The 23,999-nt window shown below is 47.8% G+C and carries 25 protein-coding genes and 1 pseudogene; 16 read left to right on the top strand and 10 right to left on the bottom strand.

All coding sequences use genetic code 11. The features are described 5' to 3' along the window. Positions 1 to 102: 102 nt before the first annotated feature. Positions 103 to 549 carry an Lrp/AsnC family transcriptional regulator gene (locus DXZ20_RS26260; RefSeq protein WP_163670373.1) on the bottom strand — a complete coding sequence of 149 codons (447 nt, stop codon included), beginning with the start codon at positions 547 to 549 and terminating at the stop codon, positions 103 to 105. A 235-nt stretch (positions 550 to 784) separates the two neighbouring features. Here DXZ20_RS26260 and DXZ20_RS26255 point away from each other — a divergent pair, with 235 nt between their 5' ends. The 5 genes from DXZ20_RS26255 (at position 785) to cysC (ending at position 7,823) form a co-directional block, all read left to right on the top strand. Then, positions 785 to 2,224 carry a TldD/PmbA family protein gene (locus tag DXZ20_RS26255; protein ID WP_163702040.1) on the top strand — a complete coding sequence of 480 codons (1,440 nt, stop codon included), beginning with the start codon at positions 785 to 787 and terminating at the stop codon, positions 2,222 to 2,224. After that, the gene (locus DXZ20_RS26250) at positions 2,221 to 3,588 is read left to right on the top strand and encodes a TldD/PmbA family protein (protein WP_163702038.1); all 1,368 of its coding nucleotides are present in this window, start codon (positions 2,221 to 2,223) and stop codon (positions 3,586 to 3,588) included. The genes DXZ20_RS26255 and DXZ20_RS26250 overlap by 4 nt, the downstream gene beginning before the upstream one ends. Positions 3,589 to 3,628: 40 nt before the next feature. Then, positions 3,629 to 4,783: an AI-2E family transporter gene (locus DXZ20_RS26245; protein WP_163702036.1), complete on the top strand. Its 1,155-nt coding sequence runs from the start codon at positions 3,629 to 3,631 to the stop codon at positions 4,781 to 4,783. 490 nt (positions 4,784 to 5,273) lie between these two features. Next, a complete protein-coding gene (locus tag DXZ20_RS26240) occupies positions 5,274 to 7,073 on the top strand; it encodes an SLC13 family permease (protein ID WP_163670381.1) in 1,800 nt (599 codons plus the stop codon). A 207-nt stretch (positions 7,074 to 7,280) separates the two neighbouring features. Further along, the gene (gene cysC, locus DXZ20_RS26235) at positions 7,281 to 7,823 is read left to right on the top strand and encodes an adenylyl-sulfate kinase (protein WP_006515466.1); all 543 of its coding nucleotides are present in this window, start codon (positions 7,281 to 7,283) and stop codon (positions 7,821 to 7,823) included. A gap of 107 nt (positions 7,824 to 7,930) precedes the next feature. Here cysC and cpcF read toward each other — a convergent pair whose 3' ends face one another. The 7 genes from cpcF to DXZ20_RS26200 all read right to left on the bottom strand — a co-directional run bounded on the left by cpcF (position 7,931) and on the right by DXZ20_RS26200 (position 13,648). Then, a complete protein-coding gene (gene cpcF / locus DXZ20_RS26230; RefSeq protein WP_163702033.1) occupies positions 7,931 to 8,572 on the bottom strand; it encodes a C-phycocyanin alpha-cysteine-84 phycocyanobilin lyase subunit CpcF in 642 nt (213 codons plus the stop codon). Beyond that, complete coding sequence (cpcE, locus tag DXZ20_RS26225; RefSeq protein WP_163702032.1) at positions 8,572 to 9,411, bottom strand: C-phycocyanin alpha-cysteine-84 phycocyanobilin lyase subunit CpcE; 840 nt, start codon at positions 9,409 to 9,411, stop codon at positions 8,572 to 8,574. The genes cpcF and cpcE overlap by 1 nt, the downstream gene beginning before the upstream one ends. Positions 9,412 to 9,608: 197 nt before the next feature. Continuing rightward, complete coding sequence (gene cpcA, locus DXZ20_RS26220; protein ID WP_163670387.1) at positions 9,609 to 10,097, bottom strand: C-phycocyanin subunit alpha; 489 nt, start codon at positions 10,095 to 10,097, stop codon at positions 9,609 to 9,611. 144 nt (positions 10,098 to 10,241) lie between these two features. Continuing rightward, positions 10,242 to 10,760: a C-phycocyanin subunit beta gene (gene cpcB / locus DXZ20_RS26215; RefSeq protein ID WP_163670390.1), complete on the bottom strand. Its 519-nt coding sequence runs from the start codon at positions 10,758 to 10,760 to the stop codon at positions 10,242 to 10,244. Between the two features lie 595 nt (positions 10,761 to 11,355). Continuing rightward, positions 11,356 to 12,099: a phycoerythrobilin:ferredoxin oxidoreductase gene (locus DXZ20_RS26210; protein ID WP_163702029.1), complete on the bottom strand. Its 744-nt coding sequence runs from the start codon at positions 12,097 to 12,099 to the stop codon at positions 11,356 to 11,358. A gap of 115 nt (positions 12,100 to 12,214) precedes the next feature. Beyond that, complete coding sequence (locus DXZ20_RS26205) at positions 12,215 to 12,943, bottom strand: 15,16-dihydrobiliverdin:ferredoxin oxidoreductase (protein WP_163670393.1); 729 nt, start codon at positions 12,941 to 12,943, stop codon at positions 12,215 to 12,217. Positions 12,944 to 13,057: 114 nt separating this feature from the next. Further along, the gene (locus DXZ20_RS26200) at positions 13,058 to 13,648 is read right to left on the bottom strand and encodes a phycobiliprotein lyase (RefSeq protein WP_163670395.1); all 591 of its coding nucleotides are present in this window, start codon (positions 13,646 to 13,648) and stop codon (positions 13,058 to 13,060) included. A 161-nt stretch (positions 13,649 to 13,809) separates the two neighbouring features. Between DXZ20_RS26200 and DXZ20_RS26195 the strand changes: the two genes are divergently transcribed. Further along, positions 13,810 to 14,658, top strand: coding sequence for a pentapeptide repeat-containing protein (locus DXZ20_RS26195; protein WP_250565934.1), 849 nt, complete (start codon positions 13,810 to 13,812; stop codon positions 14,656 to 14,658). Between the two features lie 48 nt (positions 14,659 to 14,706). Here the strand turns inward: DXZ20_RS26195 and DXZ20_RS26190 are convergent, their stop codons facing one another. Continuing rightward, positions 14,707 to 15,240: a phycobiliprotein lyase gene (locus DXZ20_RS26190; RefSeq protein WP_163670397.1), complete on the bottom strand. Its 534-nt coding sequence runs from the start codon at positions 15,238 to 15,240 to the stop codon at positions 14,707 to 14,709. A gap of 360 nt (positions 15,241 to 15,600) precedes the next feature. After that, on the bottom strand, positions 15,601 to 16,260 hold the full coding sequence (locus DXZ20_RS26185; protein WP_163670399.1) for a HEAT repeat domain-containing protein: 660 nt from the start codon (positions 16,258 to 16,260) through the stop codon (positions 15,601 to 15,603). 112 nt (positions 16,261 to 16,372) lie between these two features. Between DXZ20_RS26185 and DXZ20_RS26180 the strand changes: the two genes are divergently transcribed. The 10 genes and pseudogenes from DXZ20_RS26180 to DXZ20_RS26135 form a co-directional block, all read left to right on the top strand. Then, the gene (locus DXZ20_RS26180) at positions 16,373 to 16,948 is read left to right on the top strand and encodes a globin family protein (protein WP_163670401.1); all 576 of its coding nucleotides are present in this window, start codon (positions 16,373 to 16,375) and stop codon (positions 16,946 to 16,948) included. A 13-nt stretch (positions 16,949 to 16,961) separates the two neighbouring features. Beyond that, entirely contained in the window at positions 16,962 to 17,651 is a 690-nt protein-coding gene (locus tag DXZ20_RS26175; RefSeq protein WP_163670403.1) for an ankyrin repeat domain-containing protein, read from the top strand. Positions 17,652 to 18,161: 510 nt separating this feature from the next. Next, positions 18,162 to 19,022, top strand: a complete 861-nt coding sequence (locus tag DXZ20_RS26170) for a phycobilisome rod-core linker polypeptide (RefSeq protein WP_163670405.1) — start codon at positions 18,162 to 18,164, stop codon at positions 19,020 to 19,022. Positions 19,023 to 19,136: 114 nt separating this feature from the next. Continuing rightward, positions 19,137 to 19,877 (top strand): phycobilisome rod-core linker polypeptide, encoded by a 741-nt coding sequence (locus tag DXZ20_RS26165; RefSeq protein WP_163670406.1) that lies wholly within the window; start codon positions 19,137 to 19,139, stop codon positions 19,875 to 19,877. Positions 19,878 to 20,027: 150 nt separating this feature from the next. Continuing rightward, the gene (locus DXZ20_RS26160) at positions 20,028 to 20,795 is read left to right on the top strand and encodes a phycobilisome rod-core linker polypeptide (RefSeq protein WP_163670408.1); all 768 of its coding nucleotides are present in this window, start codon (positions 20,028 to 20,030) and stop codon (positions 20,793 to 20,795) included. 204 nt (positions 20,796 to 20,999) lie between these two features. Beyond that, positions 21,000 to 21,755 carry a phycobilisome rod-core linker polypeptide gene (locus tag DXZ20_RS26155; protein ID WP_163670410.1) on the top strand — a complete coding sequence of 252 codons (756 nt, stop codon included), beginning with the start codon at positions 21,000 to 21,002 and terminating at the stop codon, positions 21,753 to 21,755. Between the two features lie 202 nt (positions 21,756 to 21,957). Further along, positions 21,958 to 22,482 carry a phycobiliprotein lyase gene (locus DXZ20_RS26150; protein WP_163702027.1) on the top strand — a complete coding sequence of 175 codons (525 nt, stop codon included), beginning with the start codon at positions 21,958 to 21,960 and terminating at the stop codon, positions 22,480 to 22,482. 209 nt (positions 22,483 to 22,691) lie between these two features. Then, positions 22,692 to 23,321 (top strand): chromophore lyase CpcT/CpeT, encoded by a 630-nt coding sequence (locus DXZ20_RS26145; protein WP_163670413.1) that lies wholly within the window; start codon positions 22,692 to 22,694, stop codon positions 23,319 to 23,321. A 49-nt stretch (positions 23,322 to 23,370) separates the two neighbouring features. Continuing rightward, positions 23,371 to 23,676, top strand: a complete 306-nt coding sequence (locus DXZ20_RS26140; protein ID WP_163671845.1) for a CpeR family transcriptional regulator — start codon at positions 23,371 to 23,373, stop codon at positions 23,674 to 23,676. Positions 23,677 to 23,876: 200 nt separating this feature from the next. Next, a pseudogene (locus tag DXZ20_RS26135) lies at positions 23,877 to 23,999 on the top strand (bleomycin hydrolase); the annotation flags it as partial.

Raw genomic sequence — 23,999 nt, 5'->3', positions numbered from 1 at the left:
GGTGCCCTGCATCGCATAGACCCAATATCGAATGGTTTCTCAGAGGAGACATCCCTGTAGGGGCTCCCCTTGTGGGTGCCCTGCATCGAACCTCGCCCCGCCTTAAACCGCCAACGCCGTTGTTTCCTTCACCGTCGATAACGCAATCGATGTCTTCGTCTGCAAAATTCCTGGCAGTCCCTTAATGTCCTCACTGAGAATCTGCTCCAGGTCAGCCATCCTGCCGCACCGCACCTTCAGTAGATAATCCCCATCTCCCGCTACGTGATGGCATTCCTGGATGGCAGGTGTCCCCTGGACATAGTCCAAAAAACCCTGGCGATATTGCGGATGCTCCAATACCACCGCCACAAACGCCGTGATGTCATAGCCCAGTTCCACCGCATCAACCACCACTCGATAGCCCTGAATAATGCCGCGTTTTTCTAAACGCCGTACCCGTTCGCTAATGGCGGGTGATGACACCCCATAACGAGAAGCCAGGTCAGACCACGTCACCCGACCATCCACCATCAATGCCCCTAAAATTTTGCTGTCAAGGTCGTCCATTAAAAATGTATTTAAGTATTTTTTTGATTTTACCTTGTTTTTTTAAGTATAAATCTATTTTTTATTTTTAAATTAAGGCTAATTTGGATTTTTCTTAAATAATTTAAAAAGAGGTGATTGCTGGTAGAGGGTCTGCCCCCCCATTGAGGGGCTGGATGAGTAAGAATTACTACTATCAAGACAGGGTGTAGTACGCAGGATTGCTTTACGCCTGGTCTGCACTACCCGAGAAAATATGTTTAAATTCCTTTCTGACGTCGTCACAGCTACGACGGTCTCTACCGACTGGATCGGTATTCGTGCCGTCAAAGATATAACTAAGTCCTGTGCTATCCGCGATTCACATCCGGAACGCAACACTCAACAATTTGGCCATGGAGCCATGGTGGAAGTGCTGGCTCAAGGGCAATTTGGCTACAGCGCCACCAATGATCTCTCGGCGGCTGCCCTGACCAGGGCTATTGAGTCTGCTTACCATCAGGCCATTGCGGCTAGTACCTGGGCAGTCCACAGGTTTACAACAGCTGCCCGACCCAAAGCTACTGGGAATTATGTATCCCCCCATCGCAAAGGGTTGGATGCCCTATCTCCCGCTGAACTCAATCAAATTTTGCTGCAGGTTTGCGATCGCCTGAAGGTCTCTGACAAGATTGCTCAGACCAGTGCATCTGCTAGAAGCCATGATATTGAGACCTGGTTTGTCAGCAGCAATGGTTCAGAGATTTACCAGCGTGACTACTTAGTAGAGACCCACTTTGGCACTATTGCCCAAGATGGGCCGACCACACAACTGCGCACTGACCATGGCTATTTAGCCCATAGCTATCAAGGGGGTTGGGAGCTATTTCCAGATTTAGATCTGTGGCAGCGGGTGCAGCAGGTGGGAGAACAGGCGGTGGAGCTGTTGGATGCAGACAATTGCCCCAATGTGGCCACTACCCTGGTGCTGGCCCCCGATCAGATGATGCTGCAAATTCACGAGAGCATTGGGCATCCCTTAGAGCTGGATCGGATTTTGGGGGATGAACGTAACTATGCCGGGGGCAGCTTTATCAAATTGGAGGATTTTGGCTCTTTGGAGTATGGCTCCCCCTTGATGAATGTCACCTTTGATCCCACCGTGCCCGGTGAGCTTGCCAGCTATGGCTTTGATGATGTGGGTACTCGGGCTACCCGTGAGTATTTGATTTGTGGGGGTAAACTGGAGCGAGGCTTGGGGGGGCTGGAAAGCCAGCAGCGTTCCCAGGTGCCAGGGGTGGCTAATTCCCGGGCGTCCTCTTGGAATCGACCCGCCATTGACCGCATGGCCAATATTAATTTGGAGCCGGGGGATCGCTCCTTTGAGCAAATCATTGGCAGCATTGAGCACGGCGTCTACATGGAGACCAATCGTTCCTGGTCTATTGATGATCAACGCCACAAGTTTCAGTTTGGTTGTGAGTACGGCAAGCTGATCGAGAATGGCAAGCTGACTCGCACCATCAAGAACCCTAACTATCGCTCTGTCACACCGCAGTTTTGGCACAGTCTTTCCCAGGTGGGCGATCGCAACACTTGGGAAATGTATGGCACCCCCTTCTGTGGCAAGGGAGAACCCAATCAGCTGATTCGGGTGGGGCATGGTTCGCCGATGTGTGCATTTGACAATATTGAAGTGTTTGGGGGTGCGGTATGAGCAGTGTTGTAGCGGAAACAGTTGCAGAATCAGTGACGACTAAGGAATGTGTTTTTGGTCAGCTGGCTGATGCGTTAGCCTCCGCCCATGCGACCATTAATCATTACACCTTGACCATCAGCGGTGAACATAGTCAGTTCACTCGGTTTAATCGGGCCCGGGTGCGGCAAACGGGGCAGGTAAGCGATGGCAATCTGACCTTGACCCTGATGCAGGCCGATCGTATAGCGTCAGCGACGGTGCCCTTTGTGGGAGATTTTGAAACTGACTGGCCGTTGCTAAAAACGGCATTGGACGATTTGCAGGCCATGGTGCCTCAGTTGCCGGTTGATCCGTTTTTGGTGTTGCCTACGGGGTCAGCCAGCAGTCGCACCGTCCATCAGGGAGAGCTGTTGGCAGCCGATGCGATCGCATCCACCCTGCTCGATCCGGTCCAATCCCTGGATTTCACAGGTATTTATGCCGGTGGCCTCATATTCCGAGGGTATGCAGATTCTGCCGGTCAGCATCACTGGTTTGAGAGCACCAGCTACAGTCTGGATTTCTCTCTATTTGATCCTCAAAATCGAGCTGTCAAAGGCACCTTTGCCGGTAGCCAATGGCAGCAGGCCCAGTTCATCGATAAAATCAACCAGGCTAAACAGCAGTTGACCATGATGAGCCGTCCGGCCAAAACCATTGAGCGGGGGCAGTATCGCACCTATCTTGCACCAGCGGCTGTGGCTGAATTACTCCACATGTTTTCCTGGGGCGGTGTGGGGGAAGCCGACCTGCAGCAGGGCAACAGTGCATTTTGCCTATTGCGTCAGGGCGAGCGTCAACTTTCGCCTAAATTTAACCTGCGGGAAAATTTTCATCAGGCTAATACGCCTCGATTTAATACCTATGGTGAAGTAGCCCCCCTACAGTTGCCCATTATTGAGCAGGGGCAGTTGGTCAATAGTTTGGTCAGTTCCCGTAGCGCTAAGGAGTACCAGACACCCTCCAATTACGCCAGTCGTGGTGAGCATTTGCGTGCCCCCGAGATTCTGCCGGGAAAATTGGCGGCTGACAAAATTCTATCCAGCTTGGATCGAGGGCTATATCTTTCCAATTTGCACTACCTAAACTGGAGCGATCACCCCAATGCTCGGGTGACGGGCATGACTCGCTACGCTTGCTTCTGGGTAGAACATGGGGAAATTGTTGCTCCCATTGAAAATCTGCGGTTTGATGAAAGCCTGTATCAATGCTTTGGCGATGGTCTGATTGATCTGACTGATTTTCAAGAAACCATTTCCAGTATCGATACCTATGACCAGCGCAGTCTGGGGGATAGTCGTGTACCGGGTGTGTTGGCGGATGATTTTACCTATACGTTATAAAGGCCAGTAGACTAAAAACACTGCACCCTATTGCCACTTTATGGCCAAAGAATCCTGGGCCGAAAGCTCAGCTAATAATTCACCTCAGCGGTTAACCATCTCTGTCAGTAGTGTTGTGCTGTTAATAGCAGCCATTCCATTATTGGTTCTACTGTGGCAACTCAAAAGTTTACTGCTGCTGGTGATGATTTCAGTCGTCCTGGCCTGTTCAATTGCTCCTGTTGTTGACTGGGCTGAACGCTATCGAGTCCCTCGCTGGCTGGGGGTAATCTTGGTCTATCTCACGTTGATCGGTGGCCTGGTTTTGCTGGGGTTGCTGATTGGCCCAACGGTATTTGAACAGGTAGAACGGATCATTCGCCGCTTGCCGGTGGCGATCAGAGGGTTACTCAATGAAGCCGATGCTTGGCTGACGGCCTTTACGGATACTCAGGCCTTAACCACCAATGAACTGTTTACCCAGCTAATTGACGTCCAGGGCTTGATTAGCTGGACGATTAAGTCGAGTCAGCAGTTGCTGATTCGTTCCTACGGGGTAACCACGGGCATTTTGGGGGGCGTGCTGAGTTTAGTGTTGGCCCTATTTGTGTCGGGCTACATGGTGGCTGACAGTCGGACCCTGATCAAAAACTTGACCCGCTTGCTGCCGAGTCCATGGGATGAGCGAATTTTGGCCCAGGTACCTCCCATGGGGCAGCGGATTGGGGGGTATTTGCGGGGACGGATTGTGGTGTCGGCGCTGCTGTCCGTTGCCACTGGTGTGGGGCTGAGTTTACTCGGTTTAAGGGATTTAGCGGTGGGGCTAGGTGCGATCGCAGGCATCACCAATTTGATCCCGTTTTTAGGGCCAATTTTAGGGGCCGTGCCAGCTCTGTTGGTGGCTATTCCCCAAGGCGGCTGGACGTTTTTATGGGTGCTTTTGCTATATGTTGTGGCGCAAAATCTTGAGACCTATGTCCTTGATCCATTGCTCGTAGGCTCCTCTGTGGGAGTACATCCCCTGTATCAGCTACTGGCGGTTTTGGGCGGGGCCCAGGTCTTAGGCATTATTGGTGCATTAATCGTTCCTCCCTGGATTGCTGGAGGTGCTGTGCTGCTTGAAAACCTATATCTGCGTCCCAAGCTGATTGCTGAACGGCAGCAGCGCCGCAATGGAGCTTTACCAGAATTAGCTGCGTTTCAGGCGGATAGCTAACTAAACCCTGTGTAATTAGTGTCGAACGCCATCAATTTTTGGAGCACCCTGTCTGTGAGGCTCTGATGAAGTTCCGTTGATACGGACGACTTGTGCTACAAACTCACTGTTCGTACATACGTCAGGCTCTGCTGACTCTAGGTGTGTGCCTCTGTAAATTCCTAGAAAATAGTGAATAAGCAGCTGGAAGTGTCCCTAAATTAGCAGCGGTCTACATTAAGTTAATGTGATGAGTTAATGTCGCCTGCAATAGTTTGTTTATCTTGCCGTAATTTAACCAAAGACCCTAACCTTAGGTTGGATAATTTGTCATGGTTACCCTCTATGGCATGTCAAATTATTGAGGGCATATGTTCCCTTAAGTCCTAAGGTAGAAGGGTTTTGTAGATTTTCTACTCCGTAGGGCTGGCTGATATATATTCTCGACTTTCTTATAGTTAAGTAATTTTTCACGCTAAGGCTTACTCGTTATTGGTCTGGCTAGCGATGTATGACTATTGATATTCAAATTCTTATGACTCTGGGGGTAACTGCGGTTGCCCTACTGCTATTCATAGTGGAATGGTTGCCAGCAGACATCACAGCCCTTGGTGTGATGGTGGCTCTGATGGTTCTAGGCCTAGTAAGTCCCCAAGAAGGTATTGCTGGATTTAGTAACTCAGCCACCATCACGGTGATGGCCATGTTTATTCTGAGTGCCGGCATTGCTCGCACTGGAGCGCTACAGCAAGCCAGTAATTGGTTGATTCAGTGGGGGGGCAAAACCTGCCGCCGTCAGATTTTTGCATTGGGCCTCATTGTGGGTCCCATCTCTGGTCTGATCAACAATACAGCGGTTGTATCCGTGTTTTTGCCCATCATTGAAGACTTTTGCCAACAGCATCGTATTTCCCCATCAAAGCTGCTGATGCCCTTATCGTTTGCCACAATCCTGGGCGGTATGCTGACGGTTGTGGGTACATCGACTAGCGTATTGGCCAGTGGTTTGTCAGACCAGTTGGGTTACGGCGAATTTTCCCTGTTTCAATTTGTGGAATTGGGAGCAGTCATATTTGTGGTGGGGTTGCTGTATCTCACATTTATTGCTCCGTTTCTGTTGCCCAATCGCGATGTTTCTGGCAATAGCCTGAGCCAGGAATATGGCCTTAAAGAGTACGTGAGTGAGGTGGTTGTCACCCCCCGCTCCAGTCTGGTGGGACAGACACTACAGTCAAGTCAGCTACAGCGTCGGTTTGACCTAGATGTCCTGGAAATTATCCGTAACGACAACCATTTTCCTCAGCCCCTGGGGGATAAGTCCTTATGTGCGGGGGATATTTTGCTGGTGCGGGCTAGACAGCATGATTTGCTGAAAATCCGTGATGGCGAAGGTATCGAAATTTTGCCCGATGTGCAATTTGGACAAAAGTCCTGGCAGGCAGACTTGAGTTCAGGGCAAGAGGGCGTCGCCGAGGCGCTAGTCATTGCCAATTCCAATTTAGTCGGCTCCACTTTGAAGGAACTGCGGTTTCGTCAGCGCTACAATGTGACAGTTTTGGCGATTCGTCGAGGTCAAGATCTGGTGCGTGAGCGTATGGGCAAGGTGCGGCTGAAGTTTGGCGATTTGCTACTAGTGCAAGGGCCTAAGCAGAGCTTATTGGGTTTGCAAACCAGTCGCGACTTGCTAGTCCTAGAGCAGCGCGATCTGGAAAGTCTGCGATCTGATCGAGCTAACTTAGCCATGGGGATTGGTGTGGGTGTAGTTGCCGTTGCAGCATTTACACCCATTAATATTTTGGTCTCAGCCCTGGCAGGGGTGATGCTGATGATCCTGACCGGCTGTCTAAAACCTGGAGAACTATATCAGGCAGTACGGTGGGATGTAATTTTTCTACTGGCGTGTTTAATTCCTCTGGGAACCGCCATGGAAAGCTCTGGTGCAACAGCTTTGCTAGCCCAGCAACTTATTTCGATAGGCGGGAGTCTATCAGGTTATGGGTTACTAAGCGCGCTATATGTGCTGACAACGGTGCTCTCTAGCATTTTGTCGAACAGTGCAGCTGTTATTTTGCTTTTGCCAGTAGGGTTAAGGGTGGCTTCAGAGCTAGGCCTTAACGTGTTCACGGTGATGTTTGTGATCACCTTTGCTGCCTCCAACAGTTTTATGACTCCCATCGGCTATCAAACGAATACCATGGTGTATACGGCAGGAGGCTATCGCTTCTTGGATTTTGTTAGGGTAGGAGGACCTCTGAGTCTGTTGTTGGCTCTAGTGACACCACCGCTGGCAATTTGGCTCTACGGCATCTAGTAAACGAATGCGTTTACAATTTTGGGTGAGTAGTTTGTTATTTATACAGCTAAGAACCAAAAACGGATTAAGCTCTTATGGAGTCATCGTAGAGTCGCCAAAGCATGGAGCGTTACTTAAGCTACCCCTTTATGAAGATTAGTAACGTATAATACGTTTGCATGAATATGGGTAGCGTTCAAATATAGTTTTTAGGAGTATCTTTATATGCAACATCGTGGTGTAACCGTTTGGTTTACTGGCTTGAGCGGCTCAGGCAAGACTACTATCAGTCAGGCTCTAGAGAAAAAATTACGGGCGGCTGGTGCCAAACTTGAAGTGCTAGATGGTGATATTGTTCGTACCAATCTCACTAAAGGTCTGGGCTTTAGCAAAGAAGATCGCGACGAAAATGTTCGCCGCATTGGTTTTGTATCTCACCTGCTAACTCGCAACGGTGTGATTGTGTTGGTCTCAGCAATTTCTCCTTACCGTGAAGTGCGCGATCAGGTCCGTCAGCGCATTGGCGATTTTGTAGAAGTGTATGCCAACACACCGGTTGAAGTGTGCGAACAGCGTGATGTAAAAGGCCTTTATAAAAAGGCTCGTTCTGGTGAAATTAAGAACTTTACCGGCATTAGCGACCCCTATGAAGAGCCACTAAACCCCGAGGTTAATTGTGAGACTGTTAACGAGACTCTAGAAGAGTCTGTAAATAAGGTGATGGCCAAGCTTGAAGAGCTTGGTTACTTATCTCCTGTAGCAGCTTAAAAATGTTCTTCGAATTGCTGTTTGAGTAAACAGCGAATTGTCTTCTTTGGGATAAAAAGGGATAAAGAGACATAATGTCTCTTTATCCCTTTTACTGTTTTTGTGTATTATTTTTGGCTCAGTTTTTCTAAAGCCCATTGGGCTCTTGCTTGCACCGCTGCTGTTTCGTCACGATGACTAAGCTGGCTAAGACATTGAGTGATTTGAGTGCTGTGGGTACTGTGGGTGAGCTCCATGGCTAAGGCCTCTAGCCCTACAACCGCTGCGTAACGTACCACCCACTCTTCGTCCCCAGTAACCTGCAACAATGTTGTTAGCGATCGCACCATCGCCACATTACGCTTATCCTCTTCTATGTCAGACCAACGAATGGTGCCTAGACCTCTCGCTGCAGCCCGTCTGACGCTGAGGGAAAAGTCATTGGCAGCGGCATCCAGTAATAGTTGTTGACCACGCGGATCGCCAATGCCCGCCAATGCCCGAATCGCCCAGGCCCTTGCGCCGTAGTTATAGTTATCCAATTTTTCCAACAGGTGTGAGACCGATGGAACACCAATTTGGACTAATCCTTCAACGGCGGCGACGGCGGCACCTGGATTATTAAAGCCTAATACTTGAATTAACGTGGGAATGGAGCGTTCATCCTTAAGGCTGGTTAGATCTTCAACGGCATCTAACAAGCCTTGGGCAGAATCCGCATCGTTAACCGCTTGTAAACAGCTATCAAAGGTTTTCAGTAGGGCGACCATTACAACAAGCTATCCATTAGTTCCATCACTTGACGGCTGTCGTCAGAAATGGGTGACGTGTCTTCCCCAGATTGTATTTCAAAACTAATTTGGTGCTCAAGTATGCCCCTGAGGGCAATCAGTTTCATGCTGTTTTCAGCTAGGGTGTTTGCGATCGCAGTTGCCCCGGCCAAATAACCGACAGCTCCTAAATCCATCAGTGCCGCTCGTCGCAGCTGTAGCTGATCATGAGCTAACACTTTGACTAGGCGTTCCGCGTACTGAGTTTCTCCCGTAATTTGATACATTGCCCGAGCTGCCGCGTTACGTACCTGGGGAACGTCATGGTCTAAAAAGGGGGCAATAATTGTTGCTAATTCTTCATTTCCTAAGGTGCCCAGTGCTTCCAAAATAGCGTTGTAAGGTTGCACCAGGTGGGGTTTGTCAGAATCCTGGACGGCTGCTGCAACACCGCCTTCGAGTAGATTGATGAGCGGGGGAACAGCCAGCGAGTCCCCTAAACTTTCAAGGGACTGGGCTGCTTTTTCTCGCACATAATAGTCATCGCAGTGGAGGCAATTAATTAGGGCAAGCACCACCCGGTCATTGCCTTGGCCAATTTTTCCCAGAGCCGTGACCGCATTACGTCGTAGGGGATAACCACCATCTGGCGAACGATCGGTTTCATCTTCCAATGCCAATAGCAAAGCGTCTATTGCCTGCGGTTGGCAAATACGCATCTTACCCAACCACCAGGCGGCATAGTAACGTAAGCCTGGATCTGCGGTCTGGTTAATATTGATAAATGCCTGGTCAGTGGTTAACGGCTGACCGTCTGGATTATGAGGGACACCACTCACAACGTAACCTCAAGAATAGACAGATTGCCTACAGATTTAATGTACAGAGGTTGCATGCAACGTCTCTCCAATGCCTAAACATAACAAACCCCAGAGGTGGAAGAAAACACCAGTCAAAACCAGCGCTTCCAAATACCTCTGGGAAATAATTGAAACTCAAACAACGTAGCAGTGTGCTACAGAGGCTCAAGACTCAATTAGCTTAGGGCATTGATAGCGTAATCGATATAGGCATTAGCTTCAGTCGCAGCCTGACCACTCAAACCGTGGCTAGCCTTGATGTACTTAAGCGCCTCAATGTACCAGCTAGGAGACAACTCGTAAGCACGGTTGATCTCATCTAGACCAGCTACTAAGTACTCATCCATGGGACCAGTACCACCTGTAATGAGGCAGTAGGTAACCATGCGTAGATAGTAACCAACGTCACGAACACACTTATCTTTACCAACCTGGTCGGAAGCATAGGTGGGACCAGGAGTGGAAACAGTGTAGGGAAACTTGCTGTAAACGGCGTTTGCTGCACCAGAGCATAGAGCGTCAGCTTTAGCAGTCAAACCACGAGCAGCTTCCATACAAGCTGAGGCACGCTGGAAACGACCAAAAGCAGACTGAATCTCGGTGGAACTTAGGAAACGACCTTGCGAATCAGCAGCAGATACTGCTTCAGTCAGAGGGGTTTTCATTGCTTGAGATATCTCCCAAAGTTTCTAAATAGACGGACAGAAAAAGGAAGTTATTGATTAGAGAACTCTCTTGATCTGTCAATTACCAAACTCACTAAAGCTTGTCGAGCATTAAGCTCGCCAAAAACTACCTAGGGAGTTAACTTAAGCAACAGCAGCAGCTGCACGATCAAAGTAACCTGCAATCTCAGCCATTAGACTGGAGCAGTTACCAGGAGTAATGCCATTGGAATCATTAGCGATCGCAATAGCAGCCTCCTTCATCTTCTGAACGCCAACGGCAACCGAAGCACCGGGAGTACCGAGAGCTAAATAAGTCTCGCGTAGACCGTTCAAGCAACGATCATCTAGAACACTAGCATCGCCAGTGAAGATAGCATAAGTTACATAGCGTAGGATAATTTCCATGTCGCGCAGACAAGCTGCATTACGACGGCTAGTGTAAGCGTTACCACCAGGAGCGATGAGTGAAGGCTGCTCGGCAAATAAAGCACGAGCGGAATTTGTCACGATAGCGGACGCATTGCTGGTAATACGGTTAACCGCATCCATGCGCTTGTTGCTGTCAGCAACCATTGCAGATAAAGCGTCCAATTGAGCACTGCTGAGATATTCGCCTCTTGCATCAGCCTGGGAGACGACCTTAGCAAACGCATCAAACATAGATTGACTCTCCTAAATTTGATTCGTCGAAGTAAGTTTCCAAAAAAGTGGGGACGAGAACCCGTTAAGCAACTGCATCAAAAACAGTTTCATTATAGAGATAGGCGAATGCAGACAATCTGAAACGACTTTTACAGAAGTCATGAATCATCTCAGCAAACATCGCTCTCCCCAATTTGAAGATTAAAGCGAATAGGGACCGAATCTAACAAAGTTAAAGAAACTTCACCCTTGGCAACAGATGTTTGTTTGCCTTCTGTAAAAAACAGCCACAAGCCTGTCTGCTACAAGCTATCAGTCTATTTTATATACTGCGTCGGGGACACAATATATTACGAATTATAAGGGTTGTGGGGATTTGGTAACAGATGTAACACCTAAAAATATGATAGATTTTTCAGTCCTCGTCAGAAATATTTTGCCAGGATAACTTTACCCTATGCATACATGGGGTTCCTATTCTGTCAATTAAAAACATTAAACCAAACGAGTAAGTGGCACGGAGTTATTTAATCTCTTCCACTTACTTGTTAGTTACTTAGGCGCTTGCGCTTAAATCATCCCCCCATTACCCCATCACGCATCCCCTAAGGGCCTACGCAGTTTGTAAATGGCGTTCCAGGTCGAACAGAAATCCATGGATATATTCTTCAGTCCACTCAGCGCCGTAGTAGCGAGTTAACATACCTCGGGCCGGATCTTTCTCAGCACGATAGCGAATATAGTTAATTTGGGCGGTTTCAATGGCCTGAAGCCGTTCTGGGTCGGTTACGGGTTGCGCGGCTTCCACAAAGCCTATATAAGCGTCTAGATAGTCTTTAAAGGCGTTAAATACATGGGTGGTCACGTCTTCTAGTTCAGTGGGTCGGGTCCATAGAAACGCAGGGGAAAAGAAGGGTTGTGCTTCTGCTGGAAAATCACCGCCCCAAGGTAGCTTCTGCTGATAGCGCTCAAACATGGGCATAATCGGCTGGCTATAGCGAGCCTGATAATCTTTGCTATCGCGGAAGAGTGGTTGCATGTCAATGGCGATCAGGTGCCCGCCAGGTAATGTCACTAAATCTCCACCGAAAAAGGGCAGGTCGTATTCTAGCCGGGGGAAGATCACAAAGTTGAGGACTTGTAAACTGTCGCCTGCTTGAACATGGGCTGCCCGAATCTGTCGTAGTTTGGGAGAACAATAGCCGTGACTGGTGGTCAGTACAGTGACTTCGCGCTTGCCCTTGCCAGTGGTGGCTGTGTTACTCTCAAAACCGGCGGGAATTGGGTAGGGAGAAAGCTTTAGGCGATCTTGGAGAGTGGAGATCGCATGGTCTAAAAACGGTTGATATAGAGTCATAGGAAAAAACAATTAAGGCACCTGCCATAGATTCCTTATCGTGTAAGGACGTCTCTAACAGGTGCCCTGAAATATCATCAGTTGGGTGGGGCTTATCTCACGAATAGGCTTAAACCTAATGAGCTTGCACAGCCAGGGGAACTGCATCTTCAAACAGGAACTCATAGAGGAAGCGATCTGCCCACTCTGCGCCAAAATAGCTGGTAAATAAGCCGTGAGCCGGGTCACGTTCTGCGCTGTACTGGTCATAGTCAATCTGAGCTTTTTTGACCCGATCAATCTCTGCATCGGTTGTTAGCGGCTCAGCATTTGCTAATATCTGCCAGTAAAGATCTAAATAGTCTTTGAAGGCTGACAAAACCCGCGTAGAGACAGTTTCAGTATCTGTCTTGGCAAACAACAGATATTTTGAGAAGTACTGATTGGCATCGTAAAACTTCATTTCCAGACCCTGGGCCAACTCGGCGTAGTTATCGCGCAACTCCTTGAGTGGCATCAGATACTTGGCTTCGTAAGCTTCATCCTGGAACAGGGGTTGAAAATCGAGAACAATTAAGTTCTTAACCTTGCCAAAGGACAAAAAGTCAATCCCCAGTAGGGGCACATCGTAGCAATGATTAGGATAAAGGACACCATTAAATATTTGTGCGCCTTTACCAGCGTCGATATATGTATAGCGAATTTTTCGTAATTCAGATGACTGATAACACCAGCTTTGAATCGATGCCGGGTTCCGCCCTCGCTCGCTAATTTGGCACTCTAGTCCCTCTGGAATAGCCCGTGGCTGTAGTTCAAATCTCTCTTTTAAGGAGGCTTCTAAATGCTCTAGAAAAGGGCGGTACATGTGTCTTCGCCTTAATTTATAACGGTTACGACAGATACCTTCTGCCATTTGCAGCATAGGAGATATCTGAGGCCCATGTCTTGAATCTTAGAGACAAAGATACATTCCGTTACATCAGGCTGTGGGCAAGCGGGCGGCATTGGCTTGAACCATAGCTGCCAGGTCATCCTGGGTGACAAACCGTCGCTCTGAACAGTAGGTCATCAGATTAATGCCGTTGGCGAGTCGGGCTGTGCTGACCCGCACGCGAAAGTCGTCAGAGAGAAACCAGCAGCGCTCTTGTCCCTGGTTTTTGTCATACTCGTTGTCAATGGTCAATACACCATCATCAGCAAATCCGTAGCGCCCTACCACTGGCATATTTTCCACATAGCCGCGGTCCCTTAAAAGTTGGCCAGCGCGACCCTGGGCATTGTTGGGAATATCCACCAGGATGGCTGCATATTTAGAGTCATAGGTAAATTCTTTGGTATTGGATTGCCAGGAAAACTGAGCTCCCCCCGCTGCTTTCCCTGGATCCACCCCCTGGCTCTGACAAATTTCTACAATGCGTGGATCCTGCGCTTCGATGACATCCACGATCAAGTTAGACTCTCCGGATTCATCGGCCACCGAGTCAAAATGATGGACGGCCCGCTGAATAAACCAGATGCCTTCGCTTTTGCGAAAAAAATCCATCATGGTCATGGGAGATTGAAATGGCATGGGAGATTGTCCGTATTAAATAGGTTATTTGCTCAAGACTGTGTTCAAGGGCACTGTTACACTGACCTTAAAGAACACCTTTAAATCACTGCTTTCGTCGCTGATTTATCCCTGCGAGGCACAGCGACGTTTCATCCTTTAGTTACAAAGTTTAGCTATCTATGAGCCATCCCGAAACTCTAAGTTTAGATGCGTTGTTGTTAGATCGTCTGGCAGTTCACCATGATTTGTCAGGAGCTGATCTCTCGGGTAAAGATCTGCGGGGCTTTGATTTATATCGAGTTAATTTATCAGCGACCAATCTGACCAATAGTTGTCTGCAAGGGGTGACCTTAATTGGTGCTAACCTCGCTGGCGCAAGTCTGAGCGGTGCCCAGCTACAACAGGCTGATTTGCGCGGTGTGGAGCTCACCGGGGCCGATTTAAGTGGAGCGGATTTGACAGGGGCCTTTGTTCATCGTTCTGACCTGCGTGGGGCTAACTTTAGCGGCGCAGTATTATCAGAGACTAAGCTCAACATTGCGCTCTATGATGATAAAACCCTTTGGCCAGAAGGCTTTCGCTACAAAAGCTGTGGGGCTGTTGGCCCAGAAGCTGTACTCAATGGTGCGTTTTTAAACACGGCCTATTTGCGGGGGGCCAATCTTCGTGGAGCAAAACTTTTAGGCGCTTACCTAAGTGGGGCCGATTTAACAGGCGCTATTTTGGATGATGCCAGCTTGAGTGGAGCAAATTTACAGAAGGCGTTTCTGACGGGGGCCAGTTTGCGAAATGCTCGAGTCAGCGGCACTGAGTTTCAGAAGGCGGATCTGCGGGCAGCAGACCTAACGGGTGTGGAGTTTGACATGGTGGGTAATATTGCCGGAGCCGATTTTACGATGGCTCAGGGGCTGACCCAAAATTCCAGAGGCCAGTTATTAGGCCGTTCGTCCGGTGAATTAGATGTATGGAATGGCCTGACCCGCAATTCGACGCGGCGGAGTTTAACGCTCGAAGCTGAAGCAGGATAGACAGGTGGAATCCTTTGGAGGGTGGGCAATGCTCACCCTCCAAAGGATTTACGCCCGTGTCTCTAAATATTGACCAATCATGATTTCCTGACCAGCTCTCGAAATGATGGTTTGGCGCGTACGGTGCTTGTCGCCGACTAGCTTAAGCTCTTCATCGAAGGCAGAACCGCCGTACTCAGTGTGGAGCTGCATGGTGTTGCGATCGCGCATCTCATAGGTCGCTAACACAGGTTTTGTCGTAGCAAATCCGCGATCTCGATACAGGATATTGCCTTGCAGCCCAAAAACAGTAGAACCCGTGGCTTGTTTACGGCTGGGACTAATGTAGTTGCTTTCCCACGAAGATTTCACACCGCAAATGATCGGTGTGTCTAGGCCGTGCATGGCTTCTAGAGCGACGAGTTCAGGGTGATTAGCCTCTAAAAACTCGATATTTAGGGCGCTCACGACTTCTTGAGCTTCACCATTCTTGAGTGTGTAGTAACGACGTTGGGAGGTCCATTGGCCAGCAGATTGCTCAAAGAAATTAGCCGCCAAGGCTTCCAAGTTGTCAATAGGGGTGGTAATCACAGGCAATGACATAGAATCTAGGACCTTAAAATTAAGCGATGCACTCGAAATCAAGCTATAGGTAAACAAATTTATATTTATTTACATTAAAGGTAGCGAAAATCTAATCAAACAGCAATAAAGCACTTATTGAACGCGCCACGTCTCTCCCGGTGGATTCAACTAATCTTCCACTGAGAGAAAAGCTAACAGAGCTTAGCTCTGATGGCTGTAGCCATACCTACCGTTCTACGTCTGGCGGGGCATTCGTAGGTTATGACTACAGTTTCATTGCCCAACTCTCCGTACAGAATTGTCTGTCCTTCAGGTGGCGTCACTGGCATCTATCAAGGTTCGTCCAGTGGGAATAGGCGGAGTGAGCGCCGTTTGTGCTTAGGGCACCAACCCTTCCAGGGCGGCGGCGACAACCTTATGTTGCTGATCCTGGCGCAGCTCTATCAACGCCTCTTTGGCTGCTGGCGCGTCGAAGCGCTTAAGGGCATAGGCGACATGCATGCGTGTGTACCAGTTCTCTGCCGTTTTCAGGGGTAAGATTGCGGCTAGTGCTGCCTCTGCTTGGTGGGTATTTGCCAAGGTGCTCAAATGGTCGATGCCTGCGTTGATTACGGTCAGATCGCTGTCGATGATGGCCGCTAGACAAATGTCAAGCATATTTGTTGGGCTGTTGAGGTCGATCATGGCGGCTAGAATGCTGCGCCGAATCAGCCAGTTGCTGTTGCCATGAAATGTCTTAACCAGATGGGGAATAGATGCGTCACCATACATTGCCAGGGAGTTAGAGGCTTCTGCCCGCACGTTAGCGTCTGGATCATTGTCAATCATTGCCAGTAGTGCCTCGAAGCCGGTGTCGCTACGTTTCCGCCCAAGGCCCATGGCTACGAATGAACGGACCAAGAACTCAGGATCGTCCTTTTTACTTAGCAGTAGCGGGCTGGCCGTATCAGCGTCATAATCTTTGAGAGCCACAATGCCCTTCAGGCGCTCCTGCGAATCGGGGTGTTCAAGGATGGCTTGAATATCGGAAAGTTCCATAGTTGATTGGGCCAATTGTCAGCAGCGGACCACTGATGCAGCGTTACATCTAGGATGATTTTACCTTGGTTGTAACAGTGTGTAACAATAATTAGAGAGCGTTAAAACAATCATGTCATCGTCCCTCAGTCCTCGGGTCAAAGAACTCATTTTTAAAGCACGAATTGTCAGTTTTAATGGCTGGCAAGACGAATTTGGAGAAGATGCGATCGCACAGCTCCAAACCGCCGATAACGAACGTGTCTACTTAGACGATGCGTTACTAGACACAATGCCTGCTGGTCCCATTGCCCGTCACCTACGCGACCATGCCAGTGCGATTGTGGATGCTGCTCGGGCACAAGTCCTTGAAAAATTTCCTGGTATCACTGGGTCCGGTGGCAGATTATATCCAGCGATTCGTGCTGAAGCCTGTTGGCGAGATTTTTGGCATTTTTTACGCTGCATTACCTATGGCATCGCGGCCCAGCGACCTGACTATACCAATACTATGGGGCTGTCTTACATGGAGCAGCTTTACCAAGAGTTGCAGGTACCCCTCGATGCCATGGTATATGGCTTGCAGTCTCTAAAAACGGCCAGTAAAGACCAACTAGCAATGTTGGAGATAACGGCTAGCGATCGCCAGATTGACCCCTATTTTGATCACCTGATTCAGGCCCTGAGCCAGTTTCAATCTGCCACTTAGTTTTACGAACGCCATGTCATCTACCCATGAACCCTTGGTTAATGCCTGTATCCGTGGTGATGTGGCAACGATCAAAAGGCTTTTAGTGAAAGGTACTGATATTGAAGGTATCTGGCGGAGTTGCACAGGATTAATGTGGGCGGCAGCTGAAGGACATCTATCTATTGTTGAGCTGTTGCTGGACGTGGGAGCCAATGTCAACGCTCGCAACGAAGTTAACTACACGGCCATTCTGTATGCAGCTGAAGCCGATCAACGAGATATTGTGCTCACGTTGCTTGACCATGGGGCACAAACTGATGCCAGTGTCTGCAATCGCTATCAAGAAACCATCCTGCTGCTCATGGCTCGTCAAGGTCATGCCGATATTGTGGAGCGATTGGCCCAGATCGGGGATGATGTGCACCACACCAACAAGATTGGCGACACGGCATTATATCTGGCCGCTAGTAATGGTCATGCCCCTACTGTGGCGAGTTTAATCCGGTTGGGTGCAGCTGTGAATACTGCCAATGTAGGGGGGTGGACACCTTTGATGATGGCTGCCGCCCGAGGTGACATTGACATTATTGAAATACTTCTGGCAGAAGGTGCTGATGTAACGTCCCAAAACCGTTGGGGAGGTACGGCTCTCAGTGAAGCTCAGCAGTCATTTCGTTCAAGCCAGGCCGTTACTATGCTGCGTAAAGCAGGGGCTGAATAGTGCATTACTGAGGGAATAAATGTAGAAATGTAAACTTTGAAGATCTGAGTTGCTAGAAGGCTTGAAAACTCGTTTGTGAAAATCCCCTGATTTAATGCTTAATGTATACTTTTGTATCTTTCGGGCTGCTAGTTAAGTCAAACTGATAGGTCATATCAGGGGGGTGTCAATGGACGTTAAAACGTATATATAAATAGGGTTTTCATCCTCTGTTTGATGGTCGTGATCATCAGTTTTGTATCCCCTGTACCAGTCTGGATGCCGAGTTTATAATTCTTGATGATTAGAGGCTGCTTTTATATACGAAGATGGGTTCTAGTGAGTGTTTATGCCTGGTTTCAGTATGATTTGTCAGAGCTGTCTAAACTAACTTGTTAGAGACTAGTCAGCAGTTCTAACAAGTTACATAGAAGATTCAGCAATGCTTGGAGGGTATTGTTACCCCTGAGTTTCTTAACATTCCGAGATAAAATTATTTAGACCATTGTTGTCGTCTAGGAGATAGCATTAATGGCTTTTGGACCAGCTTCACGATTGGGCGTGAGCCTTTTCGACGAGACCCCTCCAGTCGAGTGGGTTCCTGGCCTTGATAGTGAGGGCCTCGAGTCTATTATCAAAGCCGTCTATAGACAGGTTTTAGGTAACGCATATGTGATGGAGAGCGAGCGCCTTGCGGTGCCCGAGTCCCAGTTTAAGCGTGGTGAGTTGACGGTACGTGAATTTGTCCGCTCAGTGGCTAAGTCTGATATGTATCGTGCGCGCTTTTTTGAGAGCTGCCCTCGTTACCGCAATATTGAGCTTAACTTCCGCCACCTACTTGGCCGAGCTCCCAATAGTTTTGAAGAGATGAAAGCCCATAGTGCCATTCTGGATACTGAGGGCTTTGAGGCTGAGATCGATTCTTATATCGATAGCGATGAGTATCAGGATGTTTTTGGACAAGATTTTGTCCCCTATATTCGTGGCTATAAGACCGAAGCTAGTAATATGGTTGGCTTTACCCACACCTTTGAGCTAGTACGTGGCGCTTCTAGCAGCTCTTTAAAGGGCAGCGTTAATGGTAAGAAACCTCGTCTGAACTCGTTGGTAATCAACGCTATTCCAGCACCTGTTCTATCTCCGTTGTCTGCTGGCGGCACCTTCCAGACTCCCCCCGATTCTTCTCGTACTCGCCACGGTGTTGGTGCCAGTTCTAATGGCAAGATTTATCGTGTTGAGGTTACCAGCTATCGTTCCAATGCCTTCAACCGCGTGTCCAAGTTCCGTCGCGCCAATAAGGTGTATATGGTTCCCTTTGACAAATTGTCTGATGAGTATAAGCGGATCCATAAACAGGGTGGTGTGATTGCCAGTATTACCCTGGTTTCCTAGGTAACGGTTATCTGCAATGGTCAGAAAATGGGTTGTATCAGCCTTTTTCTGATCATTGCTTCGGATGACTTATGTGTTGAGAACGTCTTTTCAAAAAACAGTAGGAGATTTCCAATGACAACGTTTGAGTTGTGGCCTGTTAGCAGCAGCGAAGATAAGCAATCCATCATTCGTGCTGTATACCGCCACGTTTTGGGTAACCCCCATGTGATGGAAAGCGAGCGTTTGGTAAGCGCTGAATCTCAGTTTTGTGATGGCTCTCTCTCTGTTCGGGATTTTGTCCGTGCTGTTGGTAAGTCTGACTTTTACCGCAGCCGTTACTTTGAGTGCTGTGCTCCTTATCGCTTTGTAGAGCTAAACTTCATGCACTTTTTGGGGCGTGCTCCTGAGAGCCAGGCTGAGCTTTCTGAACACATTCGTCGCTGTGTAGAAGAAGGCTACGATGCTGAAATCGATTCCTATATTGATAGTGACGAGTACCAGTCTCGCTTTGGTGAGAATGTAGTGCCGTTCTACAACGCTAGTGTTACTCAGGTGGGGCAATCCCAGGTAAGCTATAACCGCATCTTTGCCATTGATCGTGGTCCTGCTCAGGTTAGCAGTGCTGTGAAGTCCGCTCAACTTGTGTCTCAGGTGGCTGGTGCTGAGAAAGGTAATAAGGTTAAGCGTGCAGCAACTAACTTGAACTCTGGAACAACCAAGCGGTTCAAGATTAAGACCACTGCAGCTAAGTTTGATTCTCCCCGTCGTGTCAGCATGAACGAGTACATCGTGTCAGCTGATAAGATGACGCCTCAGATTCAGCGCATCCATCGCACAGGTGCCAAAATTGTCAGCATCACTGAGATTGTTTAATTCATTCAGCTGTTTTTGAGTAGAGAATTCTCACAGTTAGAGAGGATTCTCTACTCAAGCTGGCGTTTGAAGTATCAACATTTGGGGGTGTTGCAATTTTTGCGGCACTCTGTTCTTAAAAAAATAACTTAATTGTTGGAGGATTTTTTCATGGCACTTTGGGTTGCAGATGCAGCACCGATTGAGCTTCGTCCTAACGCTACTGAGGACGATCTCCAGGTTGTAATCAATGCCGTTTACAGGCAAGTTTTAGGCAATATGCATGTTATGGATAACATGCGTATTGCTAGCGCTGAGTCTTTCTTGCGTGATGGCAAGATTACTGTCAGAGGGTTTGTTCGTGCTGTAGCTAAGTCCGACCTTTATCGCACTGCATTTTTTGAAACGTCATCTCCCTATCAGTTTATTGAGCTGAACTTTAAGCACCTTTTGGGGCGTGCTCCTCAAGATCAGACTGAGATTGCTGAGCATGTTGCCACCTACAACGGTCAGGGCTACGATGCTGAAATTGATTCTTATCTGGATAGTGCCGAGTATCTAGCTAGCTTTGGTGAAGATATTGCTCCCTATGTGCGTGGTGCTCAGAGCTTGCCTGGGTATAAGAACGTAAGCTTCAATCGTACATTTGCTTTGGTGCGTGGTGATGCGACGAGTGATCGCGGTCGTTCTGCTCGTTTGATTGGTTCTGTTGCGGGTAATCTGACTAGCAAAATTGCAGCGCCCCGTGGTGGCTCAGGCACTTACACCAATACTGGTAAGCGTTTCCGTATAGCAGTATCCACATCTGCTGCTGCTGCCGCTATTAACCGCGTTAGCAACCAGGAGTACGTGGTTTCCTACAGCCAAATGTCTAAAACCATTCAAAATGTGTTGAAGCGTGGTGGCAAAATCGTCAGCATTACTGAAGCCGGTTACTAGGCTTCTTTTCAAGGCAGCCCTTGTCTAAGGCAGGGGCTGCCTCTTTTATTGACTATTGGCTTTGCTTTTGTCGTTGCTGATTTAGTGAATTCTTCAGTCTATTAAATGTGCTATCGCTCAATCCTTGACTGATAAAATCATCCCGATGATCAGCAACGCTTTGATTTTTAAATTCAATCATCACTAAATAGGAGAATAATAGCCATGGCACTTTGGTTAGAGAGCCTTGAAGCCACTGAGTTGCGTACTAATGCAACTGAAGATGATCTACAGGTTGTCATCAGAGCTGTTTATAAGCAAGTTTTGGGTAATCAGCACGTGATGGACAGTCAGCGTCTGACTAGTGCTGAGTCGATGCTCAGAGATGGTTGTATCACTGTTCGAGGATTTGTTCGTGCAGTAGCTACGTCTGATCTATATCGCTCCCTGTTTTTTGAAAATTCTTCTTCGTACCGCTCTATTGAACTGAATTTTCAACATTTGTTGGGTCGTGCTCCTCAAGACCAAACTGAGATTGCTGAGCACGTTGCTATTTACAACACTCAAGGTTTCGAAGCAGAAATTGATTCCTACATCGATAGCGATGAGTATGATGCTGCTTTTGGTGAGAACACTGTGCCCTATGTGCGTGGTAACTCCAGTCAAGCTGGTTTGAAGAATGTTGCGTTTAATCGTACATTTGCTTTAGATCGCGGCTATGCAGCTAGCAATGTCACCAGCACATCTCTGGTTAGCGACATTGCTGGTAACCTGGGTACTAAAATCAAAGCCCCAACGTCAGCTTCTGGTGCTTATAGCAATACCGGTAAGCGTTTTCGCATTACTGTTTCTAAGGCAAACTTTGGGGCACGGGTTACTAAGAGTAATTACAGTGTAGAAGTGGGCTTTGCTCAGCTTTCTAAGCGTATTCAGACTGTACAGCGCTCGGGTGCAAAAATTGTTAGCATCTCAGAAATCTAGTTTTGATTTCAGTGACTTTCAGGTGATAGCTAGTGAGCTTTTAAACAGGCTAGTTTAGTTATCTTTGAAGCCTCCAGTAGGATGTGTTGGGTAAACCGGACACATCCTGCTGGAGGTTTTGTTATGGGCTTTTACTTTTGGTGGAGTTAAGGGTTACTTTAGATAAGCAGCAATAAAATTTTTAAGCTTTTGTTCTAACTAAATGGATATTGAAACTTTTGTGCAACGTTCGTTAGGTGAATGGCGATCGCAACGTAGTGCCCATCACCTAGCATTTGCCCATTTTGAAGAAGTGCGTTCTACCATCAATATTGAGCCTCTCACAGTAGATGAGCCAGGGGTATTAGAACTGTGCAAACGCTATGATGTTGCTCCAGAAATTATAGTGAGCCCTTTCAAAATGAGCTGGGAAGGTGAATCTGACTGGGATGAAGATGAGGTCATGGCAGGATCTACCATTCTTGTGCCCGTGCCTGATAGTGCAACTACAGGGAAGCTATTGCGAGAGCAGGGGTATGCGGAGACAATGGAAGCCGTTGGTACCTATTCTTTAGGCGAAGATGGCACCTTTGTGCTGACTACCTCCTATGATCGGGCGGCTGCAGAGGAAAAAATTTGGTTTGCCACTCCTAACCTAAGGTTTCGGGTGTCCTTGATTAAGACCAGTAGTGGCAAGGGGGTGACTACTGCTAGTTTTTCATCAGAAGTTCGACGTAATCCTGGGTAAGAAATAAGTAAGGTGAGTCATCGAATGCTGATAACCTGTGGGGCAATATGCTCCTAATGCTGGCACTTTTACCCGTTGCTTGCGTACACTAAATCAAGTGGGTGATATTGGTTGTGTGAGATCTCAAGAGATCGGCAACGCCTCAACATAAAACTGTTGTCCTAGTTAATCTGTGGGCAACGTTGAAAAAATAAACATTTATTACAAGAATGGTGCTTACTGGCAATGCTGATGTCTCTTCTTCTACAGAGTCTTATTCTCAAGACTTTATAACTCTTGTTCGGTGGATGTCTGGGGATTTTAGCAATCAGCAACAAGCCTTTGACGAACCCACAAAATTTGCCCACATTCGGATTTTTTTTCGACCACTGCCTTACGATTTTTTTTCAGGAGTAGGGCTATATTCAGAACAAACCTATGACTATGACCTGTGGACTCCCTATAGGCAGGGGGTACACCGTCTAGTTGATAAGGGGGATCATGTTTATATCGAGAATTATGGCTTGAAAGATCGCCTGCTTTACGCAGGGGGCGGTCATAATTTGGAGATCCTTAAAACTGTTACTCCTGAGTGTATTGAGCGTCGTGAAGGCTGTTCAATGGTGTTTAGGCGTGAGGGAGATACGTTCATTGGCAGCGTAGAACCTGGTAAGGCTTGCATTATTCCTAAAGAAGGCAAAATTACCTATCTCACTAGTCATGTGGAGCTTACTGAAAGCACATGGATGAGCATCGATCAGGGTATGGATATTGAGACAGATGAATATGTGTGGGGCTCAACAGAGGGGATTTTGAAATTCCGAAAGCGCGCCAGTTTTAATAATGAACTACCTTTCTGAAGAATTTAAAACGAACGTTGATATAGACCTTAGAGCGGTTCAGATTTCCATGCTTCCTCCTCAAGCACAAAAGAAGATGAAGACGTGGATCCGCAGTCGTCACCTGATTCGTTCAGGTAACTTCTTCATTTTTGAAACCGTAGAATACTCGACGATAGAAAAGTTTCAGGACTGCCTTAAGGCTTTGGGGGGCACTTTAATATGTGTTGATCCAGTCAAAAAAATTTGGATTGGGCAGCATCGACGTGTTGTTCTATATCGGGCCAAGGCCAGTTTGCATACCCCCCACCACGATTTACAGCAATATTGGATCAAGTACGGCAGTTTCCATACTCGATTTGATGAACGAGTTTAAGTAGATTATTTCTTCATTTCCTCTAACCGTTGCCATCAGGCTGTTTTGAATGATTTTGTGCCTTATGTAACGGAATATTGCTTTCTCCTCACTAAATGAGACTTGGGTAACCATGATTCATTATTGTTTCGTTAGTGGTTGAGCCAAACGAAACGGGCTTATCACTAACGAAAAGTTTTTAACAAAACAAGGAGAGCTCAATGCTTGACGCTTTTTCTAGAGCGGTAGTATCCGCTGATGCCAGCACTGCACCTGTCGGTGATCTATCTGCCCTTAAGGCATTTGTTGCAAGTGGCAACCGTCGTCTGGATGCTGTAAATGCC

Source organism: Adonisia turfae CCMR0081 (assembly GCF_011009555.1).
Classification (GTDB): domain Bacteria; phylum Cyanobacteriota; class Cyanobacteriia; order Phormidesmidales; family Phormidesmidaceae; genus Leptothoe; species Leptothoe turfae.
Note: the sequence above shows the minus strand (reverse complement) of the source record. Positions and strands in the feature narration are given on the sequence as shown.

Excerpts from the sequence above, each read along its gene's own strand:
- DXZ20_RS26260 (WP_163670373.1), bottom strand. The coding sequence starts at position 549 with ATGGACGACCTTGACAGCAAAATTTTAGGGGCATTGATGGTGGATGGT.
- DXZ20_RS26255 (WP_163702040.1), top strand. The coding sequence starts at position 785 with ATGTTTAAATTCCTTTCTGACGTCGTCACAGCTACGACGGTCTCTACC.
- DXZ20_RS26250 (WP_163702038.1), top strand. The coding sequence starts at position 2,221 with ATGAGCAGTGTTGTAGCGGAAACAGTTGCAGAATCAGTGACGACTAAG.
- DXZ20_RS26245 (WP_163702036.1), top strand. The coding sequence starts at position 3,629 with ATGGCCAAAGAATCCTGGGCCGAAAGCTCAGCTAATAATTCACCTCAG.
- DXZ20_RS26240 (WP_163670381.1), top strand. The coding sequence starts at position 5,274 with ATGACTATTGATATTCAAATTCTTATGACTCTGGGGGTAACTGCGGTT.
- cysC (WP_006515466.1), top strand. The coding sequence starts at position 7,281 with ATGCAACATCGTGGTGTAACCGTTTGGTTTACTGGCTTGAGCGGCTCA.
- cpcF (WP_163702033.1), bottom strand. The coding sequence starts at position 8,572 with ATGGTCGCCCTACTGAAAACCTTTGATAGCTGTTTACAAGCGGTTAAC.
- cpcA (WP_163670387.1), bottom strand. The coding sequence starts at position 10,097 with ATGAAAACCCCTCTGACTGAAGCAGTATCTGCTGCTGATTCGCAAGGT.
- cpcB (WP_163670390.1), bottom strand. The coding sequence starts at position 10,760 with ATGTTTGATGCGTTTGCTAAGGTCGTCTCCCAGGCTGATGCAAGAGGC.
- DXZ20_RS26210 (WP_163702029.1), bottom strand. The coding sequence starts at position 12,099 with ATGACTCTATATCAACCGTTTTTAGACCATGCGATCTCCACTCTCCAA.
- DXZ20_RS26205 (WP_163670393.1), bottom strand. The coding sequence starts at position 12,943 with ATGTACCGCCCTTTTCTAGAGCATTTAGAAGCCTCCTTAAAAGAGAGA.
- DXZ20_RS26200 (WP_163670395.1), bottom strand. The coding sequence starts at position 13,648 with ATGCCATTTCAATCTCCCATGACCATGATGGATTTTTTTCGCAAAAGC.
- DXZ20_RS26195 (WP_250565934.1), top strand. The coding sequence starts at position 13,810 with ATGAGCCATCCCGAAACTCTAAGTTTAGATGCGTTGTTGTTAGATCGT.
- DXZ20_RS26190 (WP_163670397.1), bottom strand. The coding sequence starts at position 15,240 with ATGTCATTGCCTGTGATTACCACCCCTATTGACAACTTGGAAGCCTTG.
- DXZ20_RS26185 (WP_163670399.1), bottom strand. The coding sequence starts at position 16,260 with ATGGAACTTTCCGATATTCAAGCCATCCTTGAACACCCCGATTCGCAG.
- DXZ20_RS26180 (WP_163670401.1), top strand. The coding sequence starts at position 16,373 with ATGTCATCGTCCCTCAGTCCTCGGGTCAAAGAACTCATTTTTAAAGCA.
- DXZ20_RS26175 (WP_163670403.1), top strand. The coding sequence starts at position 16,962 with ATGTCATCTACCCATGAACCCTTGGTTAATGCCTGTATCCGTGGTGAT.
- DXZ20_RS26170 (WP_163670405.1), top strand. The coding sequence starts at position 18,162 with ATGGCTTTTGGACCAGCTTCACGATTGGGCGTGAGCCTTTTCGACGAG.
- DXZ20_RS26165 (WP_163670406.1), top strand. The coding sequence starts at position 19,137 with ATGACAACGTTTGAGTTGTGGCCTGTTAGCAGCAGCGAAGATAAGCAA.
- DXZ20_RS26160 (WP_163670408.1), top strand. The coding sequence starts at position 20,028 with ATGGCACTTTGGGTTGCAGATGCAGCACCGATTGAGCTTCGTCCTAAC.
- DXZ20_RS26155 (WP_163670410.1), top strand. The coding sequence starts at position 21,000 with ATGGCACTTTGGTTAGAGAGCCTTGAAGCCACTGAGTTGCGTACTAAT.
- DXZ20_RS26150 (WP_163702027.1), top strand. The coding sequence starts at position 21,958 with ATGGATATTGAAACTTTTGTGCAACGTTCGTTAGGTGAATGGCGATCG.
- DXZ20_RS26145 (WP_163670413.1), top strand. The coding sequence starts at position 22,692 with ATGGTGCTTACTGGCAATGCTGATGTCTCTTCTTCTACAGAGTCTTAT.
- DXZ20_RS26140 (WP_163671845.1), top strand. The coding sequence starts at position 23,371 with ATGCTTCCTCCTCAAGCACAAAAGAAGATGAAGACGTGGATCCGCAGT.